23 protein-coding genes are annotated in these 25,008 nt (G+C 67.3%); 13 read left to right on the top strand and 10 right to left on the bottom strand.

All coding sequences use genetic code 11. The annotated features are described in order from the left end of the window. Nucleotides 1-168: 168 nt before the first annotated feature. The 3 genes from ACTJLD_RS29645 to ACTJLD_RS29635 form a co-directional block, all read right to left on the bottom strand. Nucleotides 169-1,311 (bottom strand): sigma-54 interaction domain-containing protein, encoded by a 1,143-nt coding sequence (locus ACTJLD_RS29645; RefSeq protein ID WP_175810968.1) that lies wholly within the window; start codon nucleotides 1,309-1,311, stop codon nucleotides 169-171. Continuing rightward, entirely contained in the window at nucleotides 1,266-2,498 is a 1,233-nt protein-coding gene (locus ACTJLD_RS29640) for an acyl-CoA dehydrogenase family protein (protein ID WP_440660313.1), read from the bottom strand. Before ACTJLD_RS29640 ends, ACTJLD_RS29645 begins: the two co-directional genes overlap by 46 nt. 232 nt (nucleotides 2,499-2,730) lie before the next feature. Beyond that, entirely contained in the window at nucleotides 2,731-2,919 is a 189-nt protein-coding gene (locus ACTJLD_RS29635) for a hypothetical protein (protein ID WP_185735306.1), read from the bottom strand. A gap of 48 nt (nucleotides 2,920-2,967) precedes the next feature. On the opposite strand from ACTJLD_RS29635, the gene msuE reads away from it, so the two are divergent. From msuE to ACTJLD_RS29615, 4 genes are all read left to right on the top strand, one after another. After that, complete coding sequence (msuE, locus tag ACTJLD_RS29630; protein WP_042975766.1) at nucleotides 2,968-3,528, top strand: FMN reductase; 561 nt, start codon at nucleotides 2,968-2,970, stop codon at nucleotides 3,526-3,528. Between the two features lie 36 nt (nucleotides 3,529-3,564). Then, nucleotides 3,565-4,668, top strand: a complete 1,104-nt coding sequence (gene sfnG / locus ACTJLD_RS29625; RefSeq protein WP_027792181.1) for a dimethylsulfone monooxygenase SfnG — start codon at nucleotides 3,565-3,567, stop codon at nucleotides 4,666-4,668. A gap of 174 nt (nucleotides 4,669-4,842) precedes the next feature. Next, nucleotides 4,843-6,072 (top strand): SfnB family sulfur acquisition oxidoreductase, encoded by a 1,230-nt coding sequence (locus tag ACTJLD_RS29620; RefSeq protein WP_042975765.1) that lies wholly within the window; start codon nucleotides 4,843-4,845, stop codon nucleotides 6,070-6,072. Between the two features lie 100 nt (nucleotides 6,073-6,172). Next, on the top strand, nucleotides 6,173-7,621 hold the full coding sequence (locus ACTJLD_RS29615) for an APC family permease (RefSeq protein WP_091922644.1): 1,449 nt from the start codon (nucleotides 6,173-6,175) through the stop codon (nucleotides 7,619-7,621). A gap of 46 nt (nucleotides 7,622-7,667) precedes the next feature. Here the strand turns inward: ACTJLD_RS29615 and ACTJLD_RS29610 are convergent, their stop codons facing one another. After that, on the bottom strand, nucleotides 7,668-9,011 hold the full coding sequence (locus ACTJLD_RS29610; protein ID WP_301825022.1) for an aminotransferase-like domain-containing protein: 1,344 nt from the start codon (nucleotides 9,009-9,011) through the stop codon (nucleotides 7,668-7,670). On the opposite strand from ACTJLD_RS29610, the gene ACTJLD_RS29605 reads away from it, so the two are divergent. The 3 genes from ACTJLD_RS29605 to ACTJLD_RS29595 all read left to right on the top strand — a co-directional run bounded on the left by ACTJLD_RS29605 (nucleotide 9,010) and on the right by ACTJLD_RS29595 (nucleotide 11,529). Further along, the gene (locus ACTJLD_RS29605; RefSeq protein ID WP_440660311.1) at nucleotides 9,010-9,156 is read left to right on the top strand and encodes a hypothetical protein; all 147 of its coding nucleotides are present in this window, start codon (nucleotides 9,010-9,012) and stop codon (nucleotides 9,154-9,156) included. The two genes, ACTJLD_RS29610 and ACTJLD_RS29605, sit on opposite strands and share 2 nt — an antisense overlap. A gap of 147 nt (nucleotides 9,157-9,303) precedes the next feature. After that, nucleotides 9,304-10,089 carry a sulfite exporter TauE/SafE family protein gene (locus tag ACTJLD_RS29600; RefSeq protein WP_059814847.1) on the top strand — a complete coding sequence of 262 codons (786 nt, stop codon included), beginning with the start codon at nucleotides 9,304-9,306 and terminating at the stop codon, nucleotides 10,087-10,089. 102 nt (nucleotides 10,090-10,191) lie between these two features. Then, the gene (locus ACTJLD_RS29595; RefSeq protein ID WP_440660310.1) at nucleotides 10,192-11,529 is read left to right on the top strand and encodes an epoxide hydrolase family protein; all 1,338 of its coding nucleotides are present in this window, start codon (nucleotides 10,192-10,194) and stop codon (nucleotides 11,527-11,529) included. 30 nt (nucleotides 11,530-11,559) lie between these two features. On the opposite strand, the gene ACTJLD_RS29590 is transcribed toward ACTJLD_RS29595, so the two are convergent. Beyond that, a complete protein-coding gene (locus tag ACTJLD_RS29590; protein WP_021160723.1) occupies nucleotides 11,560-12,207 on the bottom strand; it encodes a LysE family translocator in 648 nt (215 codons plus the stop codon). 110 nt (nucleotides 12,208-12,317) lie between these two features. Here ACTJLD_RS29590 and ACTJLD_RS29585 point away from each other — a divergent pair, with 110 nt between their 5' ends. Further along, on the top strand, nucleotides 12,318-13,169 hold the full coding sequence (locus ACTJLD_RS29585; RefSeq protein WP_027792175.1) for a LysR substrate-binding domain-containing protein: 852 nt from the start codon (nucleotides 12,318-12,320) through the stop codon (nucleotides 13,167-13,169). Nucleotides 13,170-13,197: 28 nt separating this feature from the next. On the opposite strand, the gene ACTJLD_RS29580 is transcribed toward ACTJLD_RS29585, so the two are convergent. Beyond that, nucleotides 13,198-14,088 (bottom strand): LysR substrate-binding domain-containing protein, encoded by an 891-nt coding sequence (locus tag ACTJLD_RS29580; protein ID WP_027792174.1) that lies wholly within the window; start codon nucleotides 14,086-14,088, stop codon nucleotides 13,198-13,200. 153 nt (nucleotides 14,089-14,241) lie between these two features. Between ACTJLD_RS29580 and ydiJ the strand changes: the two genes are divergently transcribed. Beyond that, entirely contained in the window at nucleotides 14,242-17,301 is a 3,060-nt protein-coding gene (gene ydiJ / locus ACTJLD_RS29575; protein ID WP_440660308.1) for a D-2-hydroxyglutarate dehydrogenase YdiJ, read from the top strand. Nucleotides 17,302-17,398: 97 nt separating this feature from the next. Here ydiJ and ACTJLD_RS29570 read toward each other — a convergent pair whose 3' ends face one another. The 3 genes from ACTJLD_RS29570 to ACTJLD_RS29560 form a co-directional block, all read right to left on the bottom strand. Continuing rightward, on the bottom strand, nucleotides 17,399-17,701 hold the full coding sequence (locus tag ACTJLD_RS29570; RefSeq protein WP_059685469.1) for a hypothetical protein: 303 nt from the start codon (nucleotides 17,699-17,701) through the stop codon (nucleotides 17,399-17,401). A gap of 87 nt (nucleotides 17,702-17,788) precedes the next feature. Beyond that, nucleotides 17,789-18,943, bottom strand: coding sequence for a branched-chain amino acid ABC transporter substrate-binding protein (locus ACTJLD_RS29565; protein ID WP_440660306.1), 1,155 nt, complete (start codon nucleotides 18,941-18,943; stop codon nucleotides 17,789-17,791). 636 nt (nucleotides 18,944-19,579) lie between these two features. After that, a complete protein-coding gene (locus ACTJLD_RS29560; RefSeq protein ID WP_027792171.1) occupies nucleotides 19,580-20,479 on the bottom strand; it encodes a DMT family transporter in 900 nt (299 codons plus the stop codon). Nucleotides 20,480-20,536: 57 nt separating this feature from the next. Here ACTJLD_RS29560 and ACTJLD_RS29555 point away from each other — a divergent pair, with 57 nt between their 5' ends. The 4 genes from ACTJLD_RS29555 (at nucleotide 20,537) to ACTJLD_RS29540 (ending at nucleotide 23,714) form a co-directional block, all read left to right on the top strand. Continuing rightward, on the top strand, nucleotides 20,537-21,529 hold the full coding sequence (locus ACTJLD_RS29555) for a LysR substrate-binding domain-containing protein (protein WP_226187635.1): 993 nt from the start codon (nucleotides 20,537-20,539) through the stop codon (nucleotides 21,527-21,529). Nucleotides 21,530-21,717: 188 nt separating this feature from the next. Next, the gene (locus ACTJLD_RS29550) at nucleotides 21,718-22,386 is read left to right on the top strand and encodes a hypothetical protein (RefSeq protein ID WP_027792169.1); all 669 of its coding nucleotides are present in this window, start codon (nucleotides 21,718-21,720) and stop codon (nucleotides 22,384-22,386) included. 112 nt (nucleotides 22,387-22,498) lie between these two features. Further along, on the top strand, nucleotides 22,499-22,954 hold the full coding sequence (locus ACTJLD_RS29545; protein WP_440660303.1) for a sodium:proline symporter: 456 nt from the start codon (nucleotides 22,499-22,501) through the stop codon (nucleotides 22,952-22,954). Between the two features lie 250 nt (nucleotides 22,955-23,204). Beyond that, on the top strand, nucleotides 23,205-23,714 hold the full coding sequence (locus tag ACTJLD_RS29540) for a hypothetical protein (protein WP_440660302.1): 510 nt from the start codon (nucleotides 23,205-23,207) through the stop codon (nucleotides 23,712-23,714). 58 nt (nucleotides 23,715-23,772) lie between these two features. Here ACTJLD_RS29540 and ACTJLD_RS29535 read toward each other — a convergent pair whose 3' ends face one another. After that, complete coding sequence (locus tag ACTJLD_RS29535; RefSeq protein WP_440660300.1) at nucleotides 23,773-24,936, bottom strand: acyltransferase family protein; 1,164 nt, start codon at nucleotides 24,934-24,936, stop codon at nucleotides 23,773-23,775. Between the last annotated feature and the right edge of the window lie 72 nt (nucleotides 24,937-25,008).

Genomic DNA, 25,008 nt, shown 5'->3' with positions numbered 1-25,008 from the left:
GTGCGTGCGCCCTGTCGCCGGGCCCGGGCGATCATGCAACGGACGACCGGATGCGGGAGGGGAACGAGGCGCGCGCATCGCGCCACGATACATCAGGTTCGAACCCTGCCGCACGGATCGCGGCGCGAAACGCGCCGGAGCGGGGCGGCGGCGTGCTCCCATGCGCGGCTACTTCATTGCCGCGATCTCCTTCGCGCGAATCAGCCTGGCGCGCAGCACGTTGCGGCTGATGCCGAGCAGCCGTGCGGCCTGGATCTGGTTGCGGTGGCTGAATTCGAACGCGACGCGCATCACGGTGTCCTCGATGCGCTCGAACAGGTTGCCGTGATCCTCGTCGAACAGCGCACGCAGCGCGCGTTCGAGTGCAGCCTGTGCGCCGGTTGCCGGGTCGGGTTCCTGCGCCTGTGCATGCTCGGCGGCGGCCGTCGCGTCGGGCGACGCGAGATGCAGGTCGGCCTCCTGCAGTGCGTCGTGGCGGCTCACGAGCAGCGCGTGATGGATCACGTTCTCGAGTTCGCGGATATTGCCGGGCCAGCCGTATGCCTGCAGCCGGCGCTCGGCGCGCGGGTCGATGCTGCGCGGCCCGTAGCCGAGGCGGCTCCGGTAGTCGTCGAAGAAGTGGCGCGCGAGCGGCAGGATGTCGCCGGGGCGCTCGCGCAACGTCGGGACCGCGAGCTGCACGACGTTGAGCCGGTAGAACAGGTCGCCGCGAAACTGCCCGTGCGCGACGGCCTGCTGCAGATCGACATTGGTCGCGGCGACCACGCGCACGTCGATCGGCACGCCCGTGCGCGAGCCGAGCCGCACGACCTCGCGCTCCTGCAGCACGCGCAGCAGCTTGACCTGCATCGACAGCGGCAGGTCACCGATCTCGTCGAGAAACAGCGTGCCGCCGTTCGCGGCTTCGAACCAGCCGGGCTTCGCGCTGAACGCGCCCGTAAACGCGCCCTTCTCGTGACCGAACAGTTCGCTTTCGACGAGCGTCTCGGAGAAGGCGCCGCAGTTCACCGCGACGAACGGCCCGTTGCTGCGGCGACTGAGGCCGTGCACGTGCCGCGCGATCAGTTCCTTGCCGGTGCCGGTTTCGCCGACGATCAGCACGTTCGCGTCGCTCGGCGCGACCAGGCGAATCCGTTCGAGGAGCGCGACCGAGCGCGGATCGACGAACACCTGCGCGCGGGCGCGAATGGACGTCGCCAGCGCGGGCCGGTCGGGCAGCGTGAGCACGGGCGCGGCGTCGGGCCACGCATCGGAAGGGGAGCGGTTCACGAGTAGAAGCCCGGCGTCGGCCAGGTTCGCTTGAGCGCCCATTCGCCGATCTCGCGAATCTTGTACGCGAGCGGATCGTGGAGCGTATGGGTGCGCAGGTTGCGCCAGTGCCGGTCGAGCCGCAGCGCGCCATGCGTCGCGCGCGCGCCGGCGACGTCGAACATGCGCGTGCAGAGATCGAGCCCGGTGCGGGTGGCCGACACCTTTGCAGCGGCCGTGGCGAGCGCGACCTCGCCGCGCTCCGCATGCGTGAGCGCCGCATCGCGCGCCCACGCGGCGTCGAGGCGATCCGCCGCGCGGTCGGCGAGCACGCGCGCGGCTTCGAGCCCGACCCAGAATTCGCCGTACTGGCCGAGGATGTATGGATCGTCGCCGGTGCTCGCGACTTGCGCGCCGGGCCACGGCCGCGCTTCGTGCAGCGTGTAGTGCCGCGCGTCGCTGAACGCGGCTTCGGCGATGCCGAGATACACGTTCGTCAGCACGAGCTGCGCGACGAGCGGGCGCAGGCACGCGAACGGCGTCGACAGCGGGCCGGGGTCCGTCAGCAGTTCGTGTTCCTCGACGCGCACTTTCTCGAACGTGACCGTGCCGCTGTCGGTCTGGCGCTGGCCGATGTTGTTCCAGTCGTCGGCGATCGAGATGCCGCTGCGCTGCGTCGGCACGGCCGCGATCAGGAACGCGCGCGTCTGCGCGTCGTGCGCGGACGCGATCAGCATCTGCGAATCGAGTGCCCCCGAACAAAAGCTCTTCTGGCCGCTGAACTCGTGCCATGCGCCGCGCGAACGGCTGACCGTGCGTTCGTCGAGCGGATTCAGCGCATTGCCCCAGAACCACTGCTGGCGCGCGGTTCGCTCGAACCACGATTCCCACTGCGCGGGCGTGCCGAACAGCCGCACGGTCGCGAGCATCAGGTGATGGAAGCCGAACACGTGCGCGAGCGAACTGTCGGCGGCCGCGAGCACGCGGACCGCGTCGAACGTCGTGCGCCAGCTTGCGCCGAGGCCGCCGTAGGCGGCGGGGATGCTCAACGCGAGGAGGCCGCTGTCGCGCAACTGGTCGCGCTCGGCCTTCGGCGTGCCGCCCTGCTGGTCGCGTTCGGCCGCAGTTCGTGCAAAGCCGGCCGCCAGGCGCCCGGCGGTTTGCAACGCGTCGGGAGGGGCCAGTTCGTCGCGGGACGGCGCGACGACGCGCAGGCTTTCCGCGCGGGGCGATACGGAAATGGATGTCATGGCGATGAATGCGTCGGGTCGCTGCACGAAAACGGCCAGGCTGCATCGGGCGTTACCGACCGGGTGCTGCGTGATCAGCAGAGTGTTCAACGTTTTGCGCAACGCGGGAAACATCGATTTCTGATAACCAATGCCGGATTGCTGCGCTGGACGCTGCGCGCCTGCCGGAATCCGTGCGGAAGCGGAAAAATGCGTCCGCCGCGCACCGCGCTGCTGATTACGCAGCAGTGCATCAGCAGCGCTGTTTCCCCCAGTTCATCGTGCTGCGGAATATGGTTGTGATGCCGTGGCTGGCACGCTTATCAACGTGTGTCGATCGGCGGGTGTGCCACGACAGGCCGTCGATCGCGATGCATTTCGTCATGCAGACGATCGATTTTTCATCGCCTTCGTCGAAATGGCACGCTCCTTGCTGACCCATGACGTGGCGGGTGCATCGGCACCCGATTCGACAATGGGAATGCAACCGATGAGCAATGCAATCAACGTGGTCGCGATATCGGGCGGCCTGCAACGGCCGTCGCGCACGCTGGCGCTGACCGACGCGATCGTCGCGGCACTCGGCGCCGCGCTGCCGATCGACACGCGGCTGATCGAACTCGGCGAGATCGGCAGCCGGCTGGCCGGCGCGCTGACGCGCGCGCAGGTGCCGGCCGACCTCGACGCGCAGATCCGTGCGATCGAGACGGCCGATGCGCTCGTCGTCGCGAGCCCCGTGTATCGCGCGTCGTACACGGGCCTCTTCAAGCACCTGTTCGACCTTGTGCATCACGAGGCGCTGGTCGACGTACCCGTGCTGCTCGCCGCCACCGGCGGCAGCGAGCGTCATGCGCTCGTGATCGACCATCAGCTCCGGCCGCTGTTCAGCTTCTTCCAGGCACGCACGCTGCCGATCGGCGTGTATGCGTCCGAAAGCGATTTCGACCAGTACCAGATCGCGAGCCCGGCGCTGCGTGCGCGCATCGCGCTCGCCGTCGATCGCGCGGTGCCGCAGCTGCGCCCGCATGCGCTTTCCGTCGCGGCCGCCTAGGCCGCCAGCGTTTTCCCTTCCGACCAGGACACACTCATGAGCCATTCCGACTCTTCCGCCGACGGCGTCAAGTTCGCCTACTGGGTGCCGAACGTCAGCGGCGGCCTCGTCGTCAGCACGATCGAGCAACGCACCGACTGGAGCCTCGAATACAACCAGCAGCTCGCACGCACGGCCGAGGCGGCCGGCTTCGAGTACGCGCTGAGCCAGATCCGCTTCACGGCCGGCTACGGCGCCGAATACCAGCACGAGTCGGTGTCGTTCAGCCAGGCGCTGCTGCACGCGACGACGAAGCTCAAGGTGCTCGCCGCGATCCTGCCCGGGCCGTGGCACCCGGCCGTGGTCGCGAAGCAGCTCGCGACGATCGATCACATCTCGAACGGACGCATCGCGATCAACGTCGTGAGCGGCTGGTTCAAGGGCGAATTCACCGCGATCGGCGAGCCGTGGCTCGAGCACGACGAACGCTACCGGCGCTCGAAGGAATTCATCCAGGCGCTGAAAGGCATCTGGACGCAGGACAACTTCACGTTCAAGGGTGATTTCTACCGCTTCAACGACTACACGCTGAGCCCGAAGCCGGTGCAGAAGCCGCATCCGGAGATCTTTCAGGGCGGCAGCTCGCGCGCGGCGCGCGACAACGCGGCGAGCGTGTCGGACTGGTATTTCACGAACGGCAATACGCCGGAGAACCTGAAGGCGCAGATCGACGACATCCGTGCGAAGGCGGCGGCGAACAACCATCGCGTGCGCATCGGCGTCAACGCGTTCGTGATCGCGCGCGATACGGAGGAAGAGGCGCAGGCCGTGCTCGACGACATCATCCGGCACGCGCACGTCGAGGCCGTGCACGCGTTCGGCGATGCGGTGAAGCAGGCCGGCAAGGCGTCGCCGGAGGGGGAGGGCAACTGGGCGAAATCGACGTTCGAGGATCTCGTGCAGTACAACGACGGCTTCCGCACGAACCTGATCGGTACGCCGCAGCAGATCGCCGAACGGATCGTCGCGCTGAAGGCGATCGGCGTCGATCTCGTGCTTGCGGGGTTCCTGCATTTCATCGAGGAGGTCGAATACTTCGGCCAGCGCGTGCTGCCGCTCGTGCGCGAACTCGAGGCTCAACGGCAGGCGGTTGCCGCGTGACGCGGGGGCCGGTGCGCGGCGGGCACGTACACGTGCCGCGCACCGGCCGATCGAAGGGGCGACACCGGCGGTTCTCGCGGGTCGACCCGGTTTGACGTTTCGGATATCGAAACAGGAGGTCGGCGGATGCTTCCCGGCGCTGCCGGCCGGTTCATGAGCTTTGCCGGAATCGACATGTCTACGGAAATCATCGAAGAAAACGTGCAACCGCAAGCGGGCGCCACGCCCGTTCCCGTCATCGGCTCGGATGCCGAGGCACTCGACGTCGCGCGTCAGGTCGCGGCACGGCTGGCCGAGCACGCCGCGCTGCGCGACCGCGAGCGGAAGCTGCCGTTCGACGAGATCGAACTGTTCTCGTCGAGCGGGCTGTGGGGCATCACCGTGCCGCGCGAATACGGCGGCGCGGAGGTGTCGAACGTGACGCTCGCGGAAGTGATCGCGATCGTTTCAGAGGCGGACCCGTCACTCGGCCAGATCCCGCAGAACCACTATTGCCTGATCGAGGACATCCGCCTCGAGGGCAGCGATGCGCAGAAGCGCTTCTTCTTCGATCTCGTCCTGAAGGGCACACGCTACGGGAACGCGTTTTCCGAAGCCGGCGGCAAGAACGTGCTCGATATCCGGACGCGCGTGCATCGCGACGGCGACGCGTTCGTGCTGAACGGCCGCAAGTTCTATTCGACCGGCACGCTGTTCGCGCACTGGATTCCGGTACTCGCGCTCGACGAGTCGGACCAGGCCGTGCTCGCCTTCGTGCGGCAGGGTGCGCCGGGGCTGACCGTCGTGGATGACTGGAGCGGCTTCGGGCAGCGCACGACCGCGAGCGGCACGGTGATCGTCGAGAACGTGCGCGTGAGCCCGTTCGAAATCTTCCACACGCAGCGTTCGTACGATCGCCCGACCTTCGCGGGCCCGTTCGCGCAGATCACGACCGCCGCGATCGACCTCGGGATCGCGCGCGCCGCGCTGCAGGACACGATCGCGTTCGTGCAGCAGCATGCGCGCCCGTGGATCGACAGCGGCGTCGAGCGCGCGAGCGAGGACCCGCTGACGGTCGCGCAGATCGGCGACATCGCGTACCGCGTGCACGCGGCCGAAGCGCTGCTCGCGCGCTCGGGCCGCTTCGTCGACGCGGCGAAGCGCGAGCCGGGCGAGGAAACGGTTGCGCAGGCCGCGATCGCGGTGGGCGAGGCGAAGATCGCGACGACCGAGGTGGCGCTGCTTGCCGCGAGCAAGCTGTTCGAGCTCGGCGGCAGCAAGTCGACGCTGGCGAAATACAACTTCGACCGCCACTGGCGCAACGCGCGGGTGCATACGCTGCACGACCCGGTGCGCTGGAAGTATCACGCGATCGGCAACTACTACCTCAACGGCGTGAAGCCCGCGCGCCATTCCTGGAACTGACCGGCTCGCGCCGGCCGCCGTCACCACCCTCACCATCACCACCACCACCGCCGCGGACGGCACGCACGCGGCGCCGCTTCATTCCTGACGAGGTCAATCGATGAGTCATCCAGCAAGCCCCGCGCAGGCACTGCCCGCGCAGCATGCCGCACCGCCGGCGGGCGGCCTGCGGCGCAACTACCTGAGCCTGCCCGAACTGATTGCGCAGTCGATCGGCCTCGTCGGCGTGTCCGGCGGGATCGGCGTGCTGATCCCCGCCGTGTTCGCGACGGCCGGCAACGGCACGTGGCTCGCGTACCTGTTCGCGATCGTCGCGCTGCTGTTTGCGTCGTGGAGCATCTCGGTGTTCGCGCGCGATTCGGCGTCGCCGGGGGCGCTGTATGCATACGTGTCGGCCGGCATCGGGCCGGTCTGGGGCGCGATCTGCGGCTGGTCGCTGCTGATTGCCTATGCGGTGGCCGCCGCGGGCATCCTGCAGGGGACGATCAACACGTTTCTCGTGCTGGGCCGCGAGACCGGGCTGCTCGGCGGCGCGACGCCGCTCGGCGCGGTGCTCGGGCTCACGGTCGTCACCGCGTTCGCCGCGTGGTACATCGCGTTTCGCGACATCCGGCTGTCCACGCGTTTCACGCTGTTCGTCGAACTCGCCACGCTGTTGCTGATCGCCGTCGTCGTGATCGGGACGATCGCGTTCGGCGGGCATCCGGTCGATCGCGCGCAACTGACGCTCGAAGGCGTGAAGCCGACCCAGCTGCAGCTCGGGATGGTGCTCGCGTTCTTCAGCTTCACGGGGTTCGAGAGTGCGACCGTGCTCGGCGCGGAAGCGCGCGACCCGTTCCGCGCGATTCCGCGCGCGGTGCTGATCAGCGTTGTCGGGCCGGCGATCCTGTTCGTGATCGGCGCGTACGGGATGGTGAGCGCGTTCCACGGGCAGACGCCGCCGCTCGACCGGGTCGACGGCCCGCTCGCGGTGCTCGCGCATCGGCTCGGCGCCGGCTGGGTCGGCGTGCTGATTGACGCAGGCGTGGCGTTTAGCTTCTTCGCGGCGTTCTTCTCGTCGATCAATGCGGCGGCGCGGATCGTCTATACGTTCGGGCGGCAGGGCATGCTGCATGCGTCGACGGGCCACGCACACAAGCGCAATGCGACGCCGCACGTCGCGGTGGCGCTGATCGCGGTGCTGGCGCTGGTCACCGCGCTGGTATTCACCGCGCGCGGCACCGCGCTACTCGATTCGTATGGCTATCTCAGCTCGATTGCCACGTACGGCTGGCTGCTTGCATACGTGCTGGTGGCGATCGGCGCGCCGCTCTATCTGCGCCGCCAGCGCCGGCTTCGCGCGCGGCATGTGGCGATCAGCGTCATTGCGGTCGTGCTGCTCGCGATTCCGCTGGCCGGCAGCGTTTATCCGGTGCCGGAGGGCGTGTATGCGTGGCTGCCTTATGTGTTCGTCGCGCTGCTGGCGATCGGGCTCGGGTGGTTCCTGGTGCTGCGCGTCCGGTTTCCGGAGCGGTTGCGCGAGCTGGAGGCCGAGTTGCTGACGAAGTGACGGGGCGCGCCGTCGGACTTCGGCGCGCCGGTCGGCTGGACGGTGCTTATTCGGTCAAGTCGAAATCTTCTTCGCGGCCGTTCAGTATCGCGGTCAGTGTCCGCAGCCCGGCGTCGAGCTGGTCCATGGTCGGCGCGGCCAGTGCGAGCCTTACCGCGTTCGGTGCATGGCCGGACGAGACGGCAAACGTGGTCGACGGCGTCAGCCCGATGTCGCGCCTGGCCGCGGCCGCGACCAACGCCTGTGAGCGCCAGTGTGCCGGCAAGGTCAGCCACAGGTGGTAGCACTTGCCGTTGGTCCGGATATCGAAACCCGCGAGACGATCGATTGCCAGCGCCTGGCGCTCGCTCGCATCGATGCGCTTGAGTTGCGCGAGCTCGGCCACGGTGCCGTCGCGCATCAACCGCTGCGCGGCCGCGAACGCGAATCCCGAGGCGGTCCACCCGCCCGAGCGTACCGATGCCATGACGCTTTCGCGTAGCCGCGGCGGCGGCACGATGAATCCCAGGGTCATGCCGGGCGTGACCTTCTTGGACAGGCTGTCAATCACGATGCAGGTGTCCGGAGCGAGCGCGGCCAGTGGCGGTTCGTCGCCGAGGAAGCCGTACACGTTGTCCTCGATGACGGGAATGTCGAGCTTTTCGACCACGCGTAACAGTTCGGCGCGACGCGCGGTGCTCATCGTCATGCCCAGCGGGTTCTGGATGGCCGGCTGGATATAGATTGCCGACAGCCTGGCTTCACGGTGCGCCTTTTGCACTGCGTCGGGACGCACGCCGTCGTCGTCCATCGCCAGCGGTACCAGCGAGATGCCCAGTTTGGCGGCGATGCCCTTGATGAACGGGTAGGTCAGCGCTTCCACGCCGCAGCGCCCGCCGGTCGGAACGACCGCGGCCACGGCTGCGGCAATGCTTTGCCGCCCGTTGCCGGTAAACACGAGCTGGTCCGGCGACGGCGACCATTCCGGTTGCGACAGATAGGCGGCGGCTACGTTTCTGATGGTCGCGGTGCCGATACTGGTGGCCTCGCGCAGCGCGGCATCGAGTTCCGCCGGTCGGTGCAATCCGCTCAGGCTTCGTGCAATCAACGCCGTTTGATCGGGGACGCTCGGATAGTTGAACTCGAGATCGATCCGTACGCCACGCGGCTCCCCGGGCGCCGCCGCCCCGCGCCGCGTCTCGCCCGACACGAAGGTGCCGCGGCCGACTTCACCTACCACCAGCCCGCGTCGCAAGAGCTCCGTGTAGACCCGGCCCGCCGTCGATGCGGCGATTGCATGCTGGTCGGCGAAAAGACGCTGGGGAGGCAGGCGATCGCCGGGCGCCAGTGTGCCGTCGGCGATTTGCGCGGCAATCGCGTCGGCCAGTTGCAGATACTCGGATTTGGACATGGATTGCACCGATAACAATGATTATTGCACCGAGGTCAATGTTTTTATTGAACTGAGATATGCGGCGGTGCATTCTGATTTCGTCGAGTCGATTGTACCGGGGCTGCAACGCTTGTACGACTCGGGCGGCAGGCAGCGCACCTGACCGGCGCACTGCATCGCCCCGGCATACCCATTGGAGAGGCAGTATGCATGGAACGCGTTCAACCCTGATCGCTCGCATGGCGGCGACGCAGCTACGGGCCGGCTCGCGGCAGCCCGCCGTGTGGCGTTCCGTGTCGGTGAGTCGGTCATGACGGCCGCACCGGTCGCGGTGGGGCTGCAACTGACGCTGACCACCATCCTGATCGCGTTCGCGGGCGTGTTCGTGATCGCGTTCATGCGCGGCGCATTCGGCGGTGGATTCGCGATCATCGGCATACCGCTGCTGTCGCTCGTGATGGACCCGGTGACCGCCGGCGGTCTGCTCGCTCCGCTGTTCATCGCGATGGATCTGTTCGCGCTGCGGTACTGGAAGCCTTCGACATGGTCGAAGCCGGATCTCGTTCTGCTGCTGCCCGGGCTGGTGATGGGTATCGGATGCGGCTATCTGGCATTTCGGTTTCTCGACCATCGGGCCATCGAACTCCTGATGGCGGCGGTCACGCTGATATTCGTCGGCCTGTGGGTGGCCGGCGGCGCGCAGCTGACGGTCCGTCCGCGTTCGCGACCGAAGGCCGTGACCGCCGGTCTCGCGTCGGGCGTCACGACGATGGTCGCGCATTCGGGCGGGCCGCCGCTCGCGATGTACCTGCTGCCGCTCGGTCTCGGCAAGGAGATGTACGCGGGAACGACGAGTCTTTTCTTTACCGTGGGCAACGCGCTCAAGGCGGTGCCGTGGATGCTGATCGTGCGGCCGACCATGAACGTCTGGGCATTGATGGCGGTCTGCCTGCTCGCCGTTCCGGCCGGCGTGGTATTGGGCTGGCGGCTGCACGGCAGGCTGGACCAGCGCCTGATCTATCGGATCTGCTACGGGTTGCTGGCGGTGACCGCGCTGAAACTCTTCTGGGACGGCGTTTCCGGCTATCTCGCGTGAAGCGGGCGCACTGGCGCCCGTTCCCGGTGCCGGTGCGAAGTTCTTGCGAACGACCAGTAATCAGTAGTGCAGATGTCGTTCATCCGACCAACAGGAGCGTGTATGTCGACTGATACTTCTTTGCGGACGCCGTCGCGGCGTCATTTCATGGGCGTAGCCGCGACCGCCGCGGTGGCAGGTTCGTTGAGCCGCCTCACGTTTGCCGAAACCGAAACCGAAACGAGCCGGGCCGTCGTGGGCGTTGCCCGACCGGCCGGCGGCGACGCGTCCGCCGTGCGCCCGCTGCGGGTGCATGCGCCGGACGTGCAACTTGCCGAGCTGCGGCGGCGGATCAACGCAACGCGCTGGCCCGAACGGGAAGCGGTCGCCGACGCATCGCAGGGCGTGCCTCTCGCGACGATGCAGAAACTCGCGCGCTATTGGGCGACCGACTACGACTGGCGCAAGGTCGAAGCGACGCTGAACGCACTTCCGCAGTTCGTCACCCGGATCGACGGGCTCGACATTCATTTCATCCACGTTCGCTCGAAACATCCGGATGCGTTGCCCGTCATCGTCACGCACGGATGGCCCGGCTCGATCATCGAGCAACTGAAGATCATCGGGCCGCTGACCGATCCGACGGCCCATGGCGGCACGGCATCGGACGCGTTCGACGTGGTGATTCCATCGTTGCCGGGCTACGGGTTCTCGGGCAAGCCCGCTGCGACCGGCTGGGATCCCGTGCGCATTGCGCGTGCGTGGATCGTCCTGATGAAACGCCTCGGATACCGGCGTTACGTGGCGCAGGGTGGCGACTGGGGTAATGCCGTGACCGAGCAGATGGCGCTGATCGCGCCGCCGGAGCTCGTCGCGATTCACACGAACATGCCGGCCACGGTGCCGGACGACATCGCGAAGGCACTCAAGTCCGGTGAGCCCGCGCCCGCCGGTTTGCCGCCGGACGAACGGCACGCGTACGAGCAGCTCGATCGTTTCTACAGGCACGGCCTCGGTTATGCGCAGGAAATGGCGAACCGCCCGCAGACGCTGTACGGCATCGAGGATTCACCGGTCGGGCTCGCCGCATGGATGCTTGACCACGACGCGAGCGGCCTCGCGCTCATCGCGCGCGTTTTCGATGGCCATACCGAGGGACTGACGCGCGACGACGTGCTCGACAACGTCACGCTCTACTGGCTGACCCGCACGGGCGTCTCGTCGGCGCGCCTGTACTGGGAGAGCAAGCTCGAATTCTTTGCGCCGAAGCATGTGACCATTCCGGTGGCCGTGAGCGTGTTTCCGGATGAAATTTACGCCGCGCCGAAGCGTTGGGCGCAGGCCGCGTATCCGAAACTGATTCACTACAACCGGTTGCCCAGTGGCGGGCATTTCGCGGCCTGGGAGCAGCCGAATGCGCTGTCGGAAGAACTGCGTGCGAGCTTCCGGTCACTGCGCTGAACGCATTCGCCCGATCGTATGATTCGCGGATCACGCCACACCTGCCATCCTCGACGCATCGACCACCATCTGCACACCAAGCCCGCCGAGGATGAGCCCCATCGCCCAGCGCTGGGCGAGCAGCAGCGTCGGGCGTCCGTGCAGGAACTTCGCGATGCTGCTGGAACAGATCGCCACCGTCCCGTTCGCGCAGGCGAATGCGGCGATCAGCAGCGAACCGAGAAACAGCGACTGGCCGAGCACGCTGCCGTTCCGGTAGTCGATGAACTGCGGCAGCAACGAAATGAACAGCATCGCGAGCTTCGGGTTCAGCACGCTGGTCGTCGCGCCCATCGCGAGCAGCCGCAGCGGCCGCTCGCTGGGCAACGCCCGCACCTCGAACGGCGAGCGGCCGCCGGGCCTGACGGCCTGCCATGCCAGATACAGCAGGTACGCCGCACCGACCACGGCCAGCCCGCTGCCCGCATAGGGCACGCTCATGAACAGCGTCGTGATGCCGAACGCCGCGCCGAACATGTAGAACAGGTACCCGATCATCACGCCGCCGAGTGAAATGAGCCCCGCCGTGCGGCCCTGCGCGATCGAGCGCGACATCACGTAGACCATGTTCGGCCCGGGCGTGACCGCGAGCATGCCGCCGATGACGAGAAACCCGTAGAGCGATCCGGACGTATGCATGTCTGACGATTCCTGCAACGAGTGAGTGCTGACGGGAGTCATTGTCCGATCGTGGAGGTGAACAGTAAAACGGGATAAACTGAATCGATTGATCAGTTTTTCTGAATACGATGAAAAAGCTCGACCTCGATGTGCTCGCGATGGTGGTGGCCGTCGCCGAATCCGGATCGTTCGCTCAGGGCGCGCAGGCCGTGCACCGGTCGCCGTCGGCGGTGAGCATGCAGATCAAGGCGCTCGAAGATGCGCTCGGCAAGCCCCTCTTCATCCGCGACACCCGCAACGTGACGCCGACCGGCGAAGGCACGATGCTTGCGGAATACGGCCGCCGGATGCTGGCGATGCGCGACGAGGCCTGGGCGTCGGTCGTGCGCCCGGAGATTCGCGGCCGCGTGACGATCGGCGTGCCCGACGACTACATTTCGTCGCTGCTGCCGCAGGTGCTCGGCAAGTTCGCCGCGATGCACCCGCGTGTGGAAGTGCGCGTGATCGGCCAGCCGAGCAGCGCGCTCGTGCCGATGCTGAAGGACAACACGGTCGACCTCGCGTGCCTCACGCGGATCAAGGGCGTGACCGGCGAGCTGATCCGGCTCGAACCGCTCGTGTGGGCCGGGTCGCCGAAACGCAACGTATGGGAGGAGCGGCCGCTGCCGGTAGCCTTTTTCACGCACGGCGGCAGCATGGCGCGCGATCAGGCGGTCAAGGCGCTGAACCGGCGGAAGATCCCGTACCGGATGTCCTACGAGAGCCCGAGCCACCTCGGCCTCCTCAGCATGGTGGAGGCCGGGCTCGCGGTCGCGCCGCTGGCGCGCTGCTGCATTCCCGATCATCTCGTGCAGCTGTCGGAAAGCCACGGGCTGCCGCCGCTGGGCGAACTCGAGGTCGTGCTCGCGCGCAGCGCGCAGTCCGCGCGCCCGCCGTGCGACTACCTGGCCGAGCAGATTCTCGGCGAATGGCGTACCTGAACGCGGGCAGCCCGCCGGCGGCCGAGTTTCAGCACGATTTCAGCAGCCATTCGCGGAACGCGACGAGCGACGGCAGTGTCTCGTTCCCCGGCGGATAGACGAGGTAGTAACTGCGCTGGCTGGTGATCGCGTCGCCGATCGACACGAGTTCGTTGCGGCCCAGCTCGTCTTCCACCAGCACCTTCGGCACCAGCCCGATTCCCATCCCGGCCCGCACGGCCTGGATCAGGTGCGACGTCAGCTCGAAGCTCGGGCCGATGCGCATCTGCCGATGGTCGAGCCGATAGTGCGAAAACCACTCGGCCCACGCCTGCTGGTTGCTCGTCACGCCGAGCAGCGTCTGTTTCGCGGCCCACGCCGGCGAACGCGCGTCGGCCTTGCGGCGGCTGCCGGTGTCCGGCGGCGCGATCGCGATCAGGAACTCGTTGTACAACCGGTGCGCGTGCAGGCCCGGCCAGTCGCCCGCGCCGACGGTGATGGCCGCATCGAGGTCGTCGTTGAGGAAATCGATGGCGCCGATCCGCGAATGGAGGTGCACGGTCACGCCCGGATGCGCGGTGTAGAAGTCGTGCAGGTGCGGCAACAGCCATTTCGAGCCGAACGTCGGCAAGGTGGCGAGCCGCAGCGTGCCGGCGCCCGCCTGGTGGGACATCGCCTGCAGCGTCGCGCCGCGGATGCGCCCCAGTGCGCCGCTCAGCTCGGCGAAGTAGCGGCGCCCGACCTCGGTCAGCTTCACGGAGCGGCCCTCGCGCCGGAACAGCGGCACGCCGAGTTGATCCTCGAGCGTCTGGACTTGCCGGCTGATCGCGCTCTGGCTCAGCGACAGCTCCTCGGCCGCGCGCGTGTAGCTTTCATGCCGCGCGGCGGCCTCGAACACGAGCAGCAGCGACATGGACGGGGTGAGGCGACGGTAATTCATGAGTTTTATGCAATATTCGCCGGGTGAGAATTCGTTTGTTTATCACGGAAATTCCAAAGATACTGGAATTCCCGGTCGCGCGGAAACTTGCCAAAAAATCATGTTTCGGAGCGCGCGAACCGGCCGGCTCCACCCACACTGCGCTTTTGCCCCATGTCGATCGCCTCGTTGCCCCGTCCCGCCAGCCCGCCCGCGAATGCGTACCGTGACTTTCTCGCCGCGCTGCGGGCCGCCGGATTCGCCGGGGAGATCCGCGCGGACCATGCGAACCGGACGGTGCAGGCCACCGACAACTCGATCTACCAGCGCCTGCCGCAAGCGGTGATCTGCCCCGCGCATGCCGACGACGTCCAGCTGCTGGCACGGCTGCTCGCCGAGCCCGCGCATCGCGACGTCGCGGTGGCCGCGCGCGGCGGCGGCACGGGCACCAACGGGCAGTCGTTGACCGACGGCGTGGCCGTCGACCTGTCGCGGAACATGAACCGGATCCTCGAAATCGACGTCGAGCGCCGCTGGGTGCGCGTGCAGGCGGGCGTCGTCAAGGATCAGCTCAATGCGGCGCTGAAGCCGCACGGGCTGTTTTTCGCGCCGGAACTGTCGACGTCGAACCGCGCGACCGTCGGCGGGATGATCAACACCGACGCGAGCGGGCAGGGCAGCTGCACGTACGGCAAGACGCGCGATCACGTGCTCGAACTGGATTTCGTGCTGATGGGCGGCGAGCGGCTGCACAGCGACGCACTCGATGACGAAGAACTGGAGCGCCGCTGTGCGCGGCAGGACCGCATCGGCAAGGTGTACCGCACCGCGCGACGCATCAGCGACGACAAGGCCGCGCTGATCGAAGCGAAGTTTCCGAAGCTCAACCGCTGCCTGACCGGCTACGACCTCGCGCACCTGCGCGAACCCGACGGCCGCTTCAACCTGAACAGCGTGCTGTGCGGCGCCGAAGGTTCGCTCGGCTTCGTCGTCGAGGCGAAACTCAACGTGCTGCCGATCCCGAAGTATTCGGTGCTGGTCAACGTGCGCTACGCGGGCTTCATGGATGCGCTGCGCGACGCGCGCGCCCTGCTCGCGCACGAGCCGCTGTCGATCGAGACGGTCGACTCGAAGGTGCTGATGCTCGCGATGAAGGACTTCGTGTGGAGCAGCGTCGCCGAGTATTTCCCGCAGGACGACGCGCGTCCGACGCTCGGCATCAACCTGATCGAATTCAGCGGCGACGACGCGGACGACGTCGACGCACGCGTGCGTGCGTTCGTCGACCATCTGCGCACCGATACCGGCGTGGAGCGCCTGGGCCACACGCTCGCGGCCGGCGACGACGCGGTGAAGCGCGTGTATGCGATGCGCAAGCGCGCGGTCGGCCTGCTCGGCAACGTGCAGGGCGAGGCCCGCCCGCAGCCGTTCGTCGAGGACACCGCGGTGCCGCCCGAGAACCTCGCCGCGTACATCGCCGAATTCCGCGCGCTGCTCGATGGCCACGGGCTGCAGTACGGGATGTTCGGCCACGTCGACGCGGGCGTGCTGCACGTGCGCCCGGCGCTCGACATGAAGGACCCGAAGCAGGCGGCGCTGGTGCGGCCCGTGTCGGATGCGGTGGCCGAGCTCACGCAGCGCCACGGCGGCCTGCTGTGGGGCGAGCACGGCAAGGGCGTGCGCTCCGAATATGCGCCGGCGTTTTTCGGCGAGCTGTATCCGTCGCTGCAGCAGCTGAAGGCCGCGTTCGATCCGCACAACCAGTTCAACCCGGGCAAGATCGCGACGCCGCCGGATCACACGATGCGGCTGCTGAAGATCGACGAAGTGCCGACGCGCGGCGACCACGACCGGCAGATCGACGAGCGCGTGTGGCAGAGCTACGGCACGGCGATGCACTGCAACGGCAACGGCGCGTGCTACAACTTCGATCCGGACGACGCGATGTGCCCGTCGTGGAAGGCGACGCGCGAACGCGTGCAGTCGCCGAAGGGGCGTGCGTCGCTGATGCGCGAATGGCTGCGCCTGCAAGGGCAGGCCGGCGTCGACGTCGTCGCGGCGGCGCGCGCACGGCAGCCGTTCCTGCGCGGCCTGGCCGGGCGCTGGCGCAACAGCCGCGCGGCGCGCAACGGCGAGGCCGATTTCTCGCACGAGGTGTACGACGCAATGGCCGGCTGCCTCGCGTGCAAATCGTGCGCCGGGCAGTGCCCGGTCAAGGTCAACGTGCCCGAATTCCGCTCGCGGTTTCTCGAGCTGTATCACCAGCGCTACCTGCGGCCGGTGCGCGACTACCTGATCGGCTCGCTCGAATTCACGATGCCGTGGATGGCGCGCGTGCCCGCCCTGTACAACGGGCTGATGCGCGCCGGCTGGGTGCGCACGCTGCTCGAGCGGCACGTCGGCATGGTCGACAGCCCGCTCCTGAGCCGCTTCGATCTCGCGGCCGTGATCCGCGAATGGCGCGTGAAGCCGGCCGACCCGCAGGCGCTCGCCGCGCTGAGCGACGCGCAGCGCGCACGCAGCGTCGTCATCGTGCAGGACACGTTCACGCGCTATTTCGATACCGAGCAGCTGGCGACACTGATCGAGCTGGCGGCGCGCACGGGTTTTCAGGTGTGGCTCGCGCCGCTCGCGCCGAACGGCAAGGCGCTGCACGTGCAAGGCTTCTTGCGCGCGTTCGAGAAGGCGGCGATCCGCAATGCAGGGCAACTGGCGGCGCTGGCGCGCTCGGGTGTCGCGCTGGTCGGCCTCGATCCGGCGATGACGCTCACGTATCGGCAGGAATACCTGAAGGTGACGGGGGTCGCCGATGTGCCGAAGGTGGCGTTGCCGCAGGAATGGTTGTTGCAAGCGCTGCCGGAAGCGGCTGCGGGCGGCGTGCCGCGCGTCGCCGGTTCGTACCGGTTGCTGCCGCACTGCACCGAGAAGACCAATGCGCCCGACAGCGGCAAGCAATGGGCACAGGTATTCGCGCGACGCGGGCTGCGTTTGCAGGTGCAGGCAACCGGGTGCTGCGGGATGTCGGGCACCTACGGGCACGAAGCGCGCAATCTCGAGACGTCGAAGACGATCTATGCGCAGTCGTGGGCGGCGCACGTCGATGCGGCGGATGGGGAGGGCGAGGCGCTGGCGACCGGCTATTCATGCCGCAGCCAGGTGAAGCGAATGTCTTCGAAGCAGGTGCGCCATCCGTTGCAGGCGCTGCTCGATCACGTGCGGGCGGCGGGAGGATGATCGGGCGTCGCATGGCGCGGTGCCCGTGAGACGACTTCCGTTCCGGCGTTGAGCGACAAGCGGCAAGCGTTGAGCCGCTGTCGACGCATGCCCGCGCTCAGGCGTCGGTCTTCGTCGTTTTTCTGGAACGCGGCTTGTCCGCCGCAGGAAATACGCCGCCGCCGCGCGGCCGTTTCGGTTCGATCCGCATCTGCCGGATCACGCGCCGGAAATCGATCTCGTGCGCGGCCAGCGTGCCGATCAGTTTCGCGATGACCGCGAGGTGGGACGGGACGGTGCCCTTGCTCGAATAGTTCGTGATCGAACTTTCGTTCATCCGGATCAGGCGGGCGAACTCGCGCGCCGTCAACTGTGCCTTTCTCAACTCCTGTTGGAATTCCGCATACGCCATTGCGCACATGATGCTTCGTCTCCGTGAATCAGAAATCGGCCCGCGCGGCGCCGGCGCCGACGGGTGGCGTTCCCGTCGTGCCGGCGCCGCGGCGGGTTACATCTTCACCTGGTCGAGGAAGGTCTTCTTGCCGCTCTTGTAGCCGTAGATCGAGATGATCCCGTGCGTCAGGTCGCCCTTCGCATCGAAGGTCGTCGTGCCGATCACGCCGTCGTACTTCGTCGCCGGCATCGCCGCGAGGATCTTCGCCGGGTCGGTCGAGTTCGCGCGCTTCATCGCGTCCACAGCGATGTAGACCGCGTCATACGCGAACGGCGCATCGAACTTGATGCCCTGGTTGAAGCGCTTCTGGTACTTCGCGAGGAAGTCCGCGCCGCCCGGCATCTTCTCGAGCGCGGCGCCTGCCTGCGAGCACAGCACGTTGTCGGCCGCCGCGCCGGCCAGTTCGGCCAGCGAGTCGGTGCACACGCCGTCGCCCGACAGGATCTTTGCGCGCAGGCCGAGCTGCTTCGCCTGCTTCGCGAGCGGGCCGCCGGTGGCGTCCATGCCGCCGTACATGATCGCGTCCGGGTTCTCGCCCTTGACCTTCGTCAGGATCGCGCGGAAGTCGACGGCCTTGTCGTTGGTCGCGTCGTGCGACAGCACCTTCAGGCCGAGCGCCTTCGCCTTCTTCTCGAACTCGTTCGCGAGGCCCTGGCCGTACGCGGTCGAATCGTCGATCACCGCGACGCTCTTCACGCCTTTCGCCTGCGCGTAGCTCGCGAGCGCCGGGCCTTGCTGCGCGTCGGTCGCGACCACGCGGTACGTCGTCTTGAAGCCCTGCTGCGTGTAGGTCGGGTTCGTGGCCGACGGCGAGATCTGCACGATGCCCGCGTCGCTGTAGATCTTCGACGCCGGGATCGACGTGCCCGAGTTCAGGTGGCCGATCACGGCGACGACCTTGTCGTCGACGAGCTTCTGCGCAACCTGCGTGGCCTGGCGCGGGTCGGCCGCGTCATCCTGCGCATCGAGTTGCAGCGTGATCTTCTTGCCGCCGATCGTCAGGCCCTTCGCGTTGATTTCCTCGACCGCGAGGCGCGCGCCGTTCTCGTTGTCCTTGCCGAGGTGCGAGATGCCACCCGTCGTCGGTTCGACGCTGCCGATCTTGACGACCTGGTCGGCCATCGCGCCCGACGCGGCCGCGAATGCGGCGGCAGCCAGTGCGACGGTGATCAGGGGTTTGCAGCGCATGCCGACAGTGCTTCGTTCCATCTGCCATCTCCGATTTGAATGATCTTTCTATTGGACGTCTCGACCGTCCGACGGCGAGGCCGGGGCGATCGGATGAGTCTCCATACCCGTCATGGGTTTCACTTGCATCGTGTCCTGCCCGTCGGCGTGATGCCCGGATGAGCGGCCCGGGGCCTGACAGCGCGCAATTCGTATGAATATATATGAAGCCGATTTTGCGCGCTGCAGCGAATCGCGTCACGGGGCCGGCGCGGCAAGGCCGGCGCCCGAAATCCGAAGGCGCCGGATGCCGGAAATCGTGCGCCGCGGCACGCGATGGATTGCGATTCGCTGTCGACGGCCTTACGGCTGCATCCATTATTCGGCCGGCGGCCGGGGCGAAGCCATGGACACTGATGCGCGGTCAATCCGGAACTGTTCGGTCGATTTGTCTGCACAGTTTGGAACGTTGTGATTGCGCATCCGGTTGAGCTGCCGGGTTTCATCGGGATCGATGCCCTATTTATGCAACTAACGGTCGAGCCCCGGCGGCGCTGGCGAACTGGCGCGAGTCGACAGCCCGCGCCATCCGATCGGCTTTGCAGATGCTGGGGTTCATCCGACCGGTTCGCTTGCGGATCGTCGGGCCGACTGTGCCGGCCCGATGCGGCATTGCGCCTAAGCGCGTCCGCGCAACGCCACGAAGATCACGCCGGCGATCGCCAGCAGGCCGCCGCACACCGTCTCGATTCCGGGCCGCTCGCCCGTCAGCGCCATCGACAGGGCCGTCGCGACCGCCGGCGTCAGATAGAGGAAGTTGGCGGCGCGTGCCGCGCCGAAGTAGCCGAGTGCGAAGGTCCAGGTCGCGTAACCCAGCGCGGCCGGGAAAATGCCGAGCATCAGGACGGCCAGCGTCGTGTCGCGCGATCCGCTCTCCAGCGCCCCGAGCGCGCCGGGCAGCCACGGCGTGAGCAGCAGCGCGCCGGCCAGCAGCGTGTAAGCGGTGCAGGCCAGCGCGCCGTATACCGGAATCAGCCGCCGCTGCAGCACGAAATAGCTGGCCGAACACAGGGCCGCGCCGAGAATCAGCGTGCTGCCCGCGCCGAGGACGAGGCCGCCCGGCTGCCCGCGCGCGATTACCGCGATGCCGGCGAGGCTGACGAGCGAGCCGAGCCAGCCCCAGCGATTGAAGCGCTCGCCGAGAAACACGGCAGCCAGCAGGGCCGTGAAGATCGGCAGGGTGTTCACGATGAAGCTTGCCGCACCGGCCGACACGGTCTGCTCGCCGGTATTGAGCAGCGCGTTGTACAGCGCGATGCCGAGAAAGCCGCACAGCAGGAAGCGCAGCGCATCGCTCCGGGTCGGCACGCGCGGCCGTCGCGCCACCAGCCACGCGACGATCAGCACGGCCGCGGTGGCGAAGCGTGCCGCCGCGAGCTGAAGCGGGGTCAGGCCATGCAGGCCGATCCGGATGAACGGGAAAGCGGACGCCCACGAAACGATCGTGAAGGCGACCGCGCCGGCCGCGACCAGCGGCTGCCGCGCAGCGCGCGACGACGGTGTGGAGAGTGTGTTCATGCGGCGATGATGCGGCGTCGCGAGATGTTAAGCTAGCGCACAGATCAGCATCCGGATATGAAGATGATTCACAGCTCGAGCCGGCGGCCGGTCGGCGCTTCGCCCCGCGCGAAGCGTGGCGCGCCGGCGTTGCCCGCCGCGGCGCCAACGCCGGCGCCGGGTTCGCGGCCGCCGCTCGCGAGCCTGGAGACGGTGTGCACGGTCGCGCGCGAGGGTTCGTTCCTGGCCGCCGCCGACGTCTCCGGCGTGACGCACGGCGCGATCAGCCGGCGGGTGGCCGCCGTTGAAAACTGGCTCGGCCTGAAGTTGTTCGAACGTCATGCGCGCGGCGTGCGCCTGACGCCGGACGGGCAGCGCTTCGTCGGCCGGATCGAACAGGCGTTCGCGATCATCGACAGTGCGGCCGATCAGTGGCGTTCGCCGCGCGCGCCGCGACTGGTCAGGATGAGCGTGGTGCCGGCATTCGCGCAGCTATGGCTGTTCGAGCGGCAGCATGCGCTCGAGAGCGAGGCGCCCGCGTTGCAGATCGAACTCGGCATCGATCTTCGCAACGTGGATATCGCCGGCGGCGAAGCGGACCTGTCGATCCGGTACGGGCGCGGCAACTGGCGCCAGCTCGAAACCCGTGCGTTCATGCCGGAGCGGCTCTATCCGGTCGCGCATCCGCGGCTCGCCGCGCAACTGGCTGCAGAGCGCCGCCGGCGCGGCGATGCCGCGTTGCTCGACATGCCGTTGCTGCACGATTCCGATGTGACCGGCTGGCGCACGTGGTTCGATGCGTTGGGCGTGCCGTTCAAGCCGCGCGCGCAGGATCGCCGGTTCGAGGATTACAACCTCGTGCTGGCCGCGGCCGAGGCCGGGCTCGGGGTGGCGCTGGCGCGCGTACCGCTTGCCGACGCCTATCTCAAGCGCAGCGAACTCGTGCGCGTGAGCCGCCGCGAGGTCGATTCGGTGCTCCGGTATTACTTCGTGCACGCGAAGGGGGAGAATCGGCCGGAGGTGCTGGCGTTGATGGAGCGGATGCGGGCGGCGGTGGCGGCAGGCAACTGAGCGAAATGGAAATGGTCGTGGCGACCCGCCACGGCGGGCCGGCTGCTGCGAAGGACGCGGTGTGCGATTCGAGGCACTAGGCCGGCGGCGCCGGATCGACGACAATGCGTCCGCGAAAAACGATGAGGTGGAGAGATGAACGAAAATCGAAAATGTATGCATCCGTGCGGGTGCAAGCGAGGTCAACAATGAACAGGCCGGACAAATCGTCGAAAGCGCGTGCAGCGCTCGACCAGCTGTTTTCGGGCATGGCGCCCACGGACGAGACGCGCGCATCGCGTCCCGGCAACCCGTTCGAAGCGAACGCAAACGAGGCATCCGCCGGCACGGGCGTGCGCGGCGGGATCGAAGTCACGCTGTCGACCCGGATTCAGCTGCGCGGTTATCCGAATGCGGACGCATTCATGAAGCGCATGGCCGAAGCGTGGGGGCTGGATTGGGGGATGTACGACAGCGTCAAGGCCATCGCGACGCTGCCCGCCGGATGGCGAGCGCGCCGGCTTCCGGAAGTCACGCAGATCGTCGACGGGCACGACGTGCTGCGCGCGGAGAGCAGCCTGCAGGGCGGCGAGATGTCGTACCTGAAAGTGCATCCGCGGTACTACATCGACGCACGCAAGGGGTTCGGCTGGGGCAAGTCGTCGAAGGCGTCCGACGATCCGGATCTCGACGGCCCCGACTGGAACTGCTTCGTGGTCGATCGCGAGAAGTCCGTCGAAGTGCATGAATTGACGACCTCGTCGCTGAAAGCCGACATGGACAACGCACGGGCGACGTTGCTGAAATGGCTGGACGAAAACTATCCGAAACATCGCGATCCGTTCGCTTACTGGACGGATTGCGAACGGGCGTCGTGATGTGGCGTGGCTGCCCGGTTCGGCATCGCGGGCACATGCTGCCTGACCGGCGCCGGAGCGGGGGCGGCACACGCTGCTTCGATTCCTCGGCCGGTTGCGCCGGGGGCGCCAATTGAAACGCGCCAGTGTCGTCCCGATTCTCTGGGCGGCGTTCGCCGCGGCGGTCGGCTCGACCGTCGTCGAACTGCTGCTCTGGCCGATCGCCGGCGATGATGCGATCGGGAACCTGCTGCGCGACGCACGCCTCACGGCCGCCATCGTGATGGGGCGCCGCGTGCTCGACGCGTCCGCCGGCTTCGATCCGCTGGTCATGGCGGTGGCGACCCTCGTGCATATGGTGCTGTCGCTGGTCTATGCGGCCGTGCTGGTGAAAACGATCCGCACCTTGTCGTTCGCGGCCGCGCTACTTGCAGGCGGCGCGTTCGGCCTCATCCTGTACGGCGTCAACCTGTACGCCTTCACAGCGATCTTCCCGTGGTTCGTTCCGGTTCGTGGTGCGATCACGCTGGTGGCCCATCTGGTATTCGGGATCACGGCGGCAGCGGCCTACCGCTTCGCGAGGCGCTAGGCCGGCGCCAGCCGCCAGCCGCCAGCCGCCAGCCGCGGCATCGACTGTCGAAGGTTCCCGCGTTGATCAATCGCACCAGACCCCTGGAATAAGCAGGTGCGCCGCATCGTTTAGCCGGCAGGAGACCCTGTACGTAGCGGCGGCGCGTTACCGCCGCGTGGTGAATCGTGCGTGAGCAATCCGATGTGTCGGGCGCCGTCAGCGGCGCCATGCGATCGAGTGGTCGGGGGCAATCAGGCAGGAGCCGATCATGTGCAACTTGTTTCGATCCGGGATAGGTATCGTCTGTCTCGGCTGTTCCGCGGCGGTCTTCGCGCAAACGTACGACGATCTGGCGGACGACACGGCCAGCTGCCGTGCAGTCGTCGCGCGAGCGAACATCGACGGCACGGACCAGCAAATCGTGGGGCGTGCGTGCCTGCAGGACGACGGCACATGGCAGTTCGTGCAGAGTCCCGATGGTAGTGTTTTATGGTATCCGGCGGTGGACTACCCGTATGCCGACCTGGGGTACTGGGGGCCGCCGCTTTTCATCGGCGCGGGCGTGGGCTTCGTCTTCATCGATCGTTTCCACCACTTCCACCATTTCCACCATTTCGATCCGGTCGTTCACGTCAACGGGATGGAACATCGCCGCTTCGGCGTGCCGACCGGTGCCGGTTTTCACCATGGCGCGTTCCCGGTCGGCGCGCATCGCGAATTCGGAGGAATGCATGGGTTCGGCGGCATGGGCGGGGCGGGGGGCATGCGGCGACATTAGGCTCGCATTTCCGGCTCGATCGTGCGCCTTCTTCCAGCTGCGTCAGGCATGGGGGCGCTTACAGGATCGACGCGAGTCTCGGCACCCGGAGCAGGAGGCCGGCAATCAGGTAGCACGTGACGCAAGCGACACCGCCGGTCACGGCGAATTTCAGGAACGGCGACACCGGCACGGTTCGCCATACGAGGGCGATACCCACCAGCACCGGGGGATGGATGATGTAGATCGTGTACGCGCGCCGGGACAGCGACTGCCATGCGCCCGTCAGTCGATCGAAGCGCCGCTGGAAACGGCTGGCAAGAAACAGGCTCGTTCCCCACGCGACCAGCGGCTCCCAGAATGCGTAGATCACCTCCTGCGGGTGGCCGCGCAATGCAGGAACGTGCTTGGCGAGCAGGTAAGCGACCGGCAGGACAGGGAGTGCCAGCAGAGCGATGCGCCACCACAGTCTGACCTGCCGTGCCGGCAGATGCTCGATCCAGTGCAAGCGCGCGGTCCGGTACCCGGCTGCGTACAACACGACGTAGCTCGCGAAGTAGCCGAGCTGTAGCCCCCATACGTTGATACCTACCGGCCATCGGGACCGCAACGCCAGTGCCGCGATACCCGTGAGCAACGCCGCGGCGGCCAACGTCCTGTCGGACGGAAAGGGGTTCCGGTCGGGGCGGTTCGTATCGCGCGCCACGGTGCGCCGGAAGGCGATGTGCCAGAGTGCTGCAGCTGCGCTGAACATCAGCAGCGCCTCGGCGAACCACATCGGGCCGTTCTCGAACGTGCCTTTCCGCCACAGGCGGCCCAGCGTATCCGCGAACGGGTGGCCTGCGCCCGATTGCGCCAGGGCGATCGTTGCCGGGCCGATCACGAAGCCGTACACCAGCAGAGGCAGGCCGAGCCTGATGAACCGGTCGGCGAGGAAACGGGCGGCGCCCTTTCGATCGATGGATGGCGACGTGTAATAGCCGGCCAGGAAAAAGAACAGGCCCATGAAAAAGGCCTGGTTGATCGCGCAGAAGAGCGTCAGCAGTGCGGATTCCACGGACGGGCGGGCAGCCACCTCGTGGTAGTACCACCCGCCGAGCGCGCCGTATGTGATCGCGCAGTGGTGAAAGACCACCAGCAACGTCAGGCACGCGCGCAACGCGTCGAGGCCGGCGTTTCGATGGACGGCTGCCGCCGTGTCCTGCCGAGAAGCGAAGTCGACCGGGACGTCCTGAGCGCTCATCACGTTGCCTGCGTGGTTGGTCAGCGATGACCCGCCTGGCGACGATCCTGGTCGCGACGACGCATGCGAATC

Source organism: Burkholderia sp. 22088 (assembly GCF_052045915.1).
Lineage (GTDB): Bacteria > Pseudomonadota > Gammaproteobacteria > Burkholderiales > Burkholderiaceae > Burkholderia > Burkholderia cepacia.
This window is presented reverse-complemented; position numbering and strand designations above follow the sequence as displayed.

Coding starts and splice junctions, on each gene's coding strand:
- ACTJLD_RS29645 (WP_175810968.1), bottom strand. CDS start 1,311: ATGGGCGCTCAAGCGAACCTGGCCGACGCCGGGCTTCTACTCGTGAAC.
- ACTJLD_RS29640 (WP_440660313.1), bottom strand. CDS start 2,498: ATGACATCCATTTCCGTATCGCCCCGCGCGGAAAGCCTGCGCGTCGTC.
- ACTJLD_RS29635 (WP_185735306.1), bottom strand. CDS start 2,919: ATGGGTCAGCAAGGAGCGTGCCATTTCGACGAAGGCGATGAAAAATCG.
- msuE (WP_042975766.1), top strand. CDS start 2,968: ATGAGCAATGCAATCAACGTGGTCGCGATATCGGGCGGCCTGCAACGG.
- sfnG (WP_027792181.1), top strand. CDS start 3,565: ATGAGCCATTCCGACTCTTCCGCCGACGGCGTCAAGTTCGCCTACTGG.
- ACTJLD_RS29620 (WP_042975765.1), top strand. CDS start 4,843: ATGTCTACGGAAATCATCGAAGAAAACGTGCAACCGCAAGCGGGCGCC.
- ACTJLD_RS29615 (WP_091922644.1), top strand. CDS start 6,173: ATGAGTCATCCAGCAAGCCCCGCGCAGGCACTGCCCGCGCAGCATGCC.
- ACTJLD_RS29605 (WP_440660311.1), top strand. CDS start 9,010: ATGGATTGCACCGATAACAATGATTATTGCACCGAGGTCAATGTTTTT.
- ACTJLD_RS29610 (WP_301825022.1), bottom strand. CDS start 9,011: ATGTCCAAATCCGAGTATCTGCAACTGGCCGACGCGATTGCCGCGCAA.
- ACTJLD_RS29600 (WP_059814847.1), top strand. CDS start 9,304: ATGACGGCCGCACCGGTCGCGGTGGGGCTGCAACTGACGCTGACCACC.
- ACTJLD_RS29595 (WP_440660310.1), top strand. CDS start 10,192: ATGTCGACTGATACTTCTTTGCGGACGCCGTCGCGGCGTCATTTCATG.
- ACTJLD_RS29590 (WP_021160723.1), bottom strand. CDS start 12,207: ATGCATACGTCCGGATCGCTCTACGGGTTTCTCGTCATCGGCGGCATG.
- ACTJLD_RS29585 (WP_027792175.1), top strand. CDS start 12,318: ATGAAAAAGCTCGACCTCGATGTGCTCGCGATGGTGGTGGCCGTCGCC.
- ACTJLD_RS29580 (WP_027792174.1), bottom strand. CDS start 14,088: ATGAATTACCGTCGCCTCACCCCGTCCATGTCGCTGCTGCTCGTGTTC.
- ydiJ (WP_440660308.1), top strand. CDS start 14,242: ATGTCGATCGCCTCGTTGCCCCGTCCCGCCAGCCCGCCCGCGAATGCG.
- ACTJLD_RS29570 (WP_059685469.1), bottom strand. CDS start 17,701: ATGTGCGCAATGGCGTATGCGGAATTCCAACAGGAGTTGAGAAAGGCA.
- ACTJLD_RS29565 (WP_440660306.1), bottom strand. CDS start 18,943: ATGGAACGAAGCACTGTCGGCATGCGCTGCAAACCCCTGATCACCGTC.
- ACTJLD_RS29560 (WP_027792171.1), bottom strand. CDS start 20,479: ATGAACACACTCTCCACACCGTCGTCGCGCGCTGCGCGGCAGCCGCTG.
- ACTJLD_RS29555 (WP_226187635.1), top strand. CDS start 20,537: ATGAAGATGATTCACAGCTCGAGCCGGCGGCCGGTCGGCGCTTCGCCC.
- ACTJLD_RS29550 (WP_027792169.1), top strand. CDS start 21,718: ATGAACAGGCCGGACAAATCGTCGAAAGCGCGTGCAGCGCTCGACCAG.
- ACTJLD_RS29540 (WP_440660302.1), top strand. CDS start 23,205: ATGTGCAACTTGTTTCGATCCGGGATAGGTATCGTCTGTCTCGGCTGT.
- ACTJLD_RS29535 (WP_440660300.1), bottom strand. CDS start 24,936: ATGAGCGCTCAGGACGTCCCGGTCGACTTCGCTTCTCGGCAGGACACG.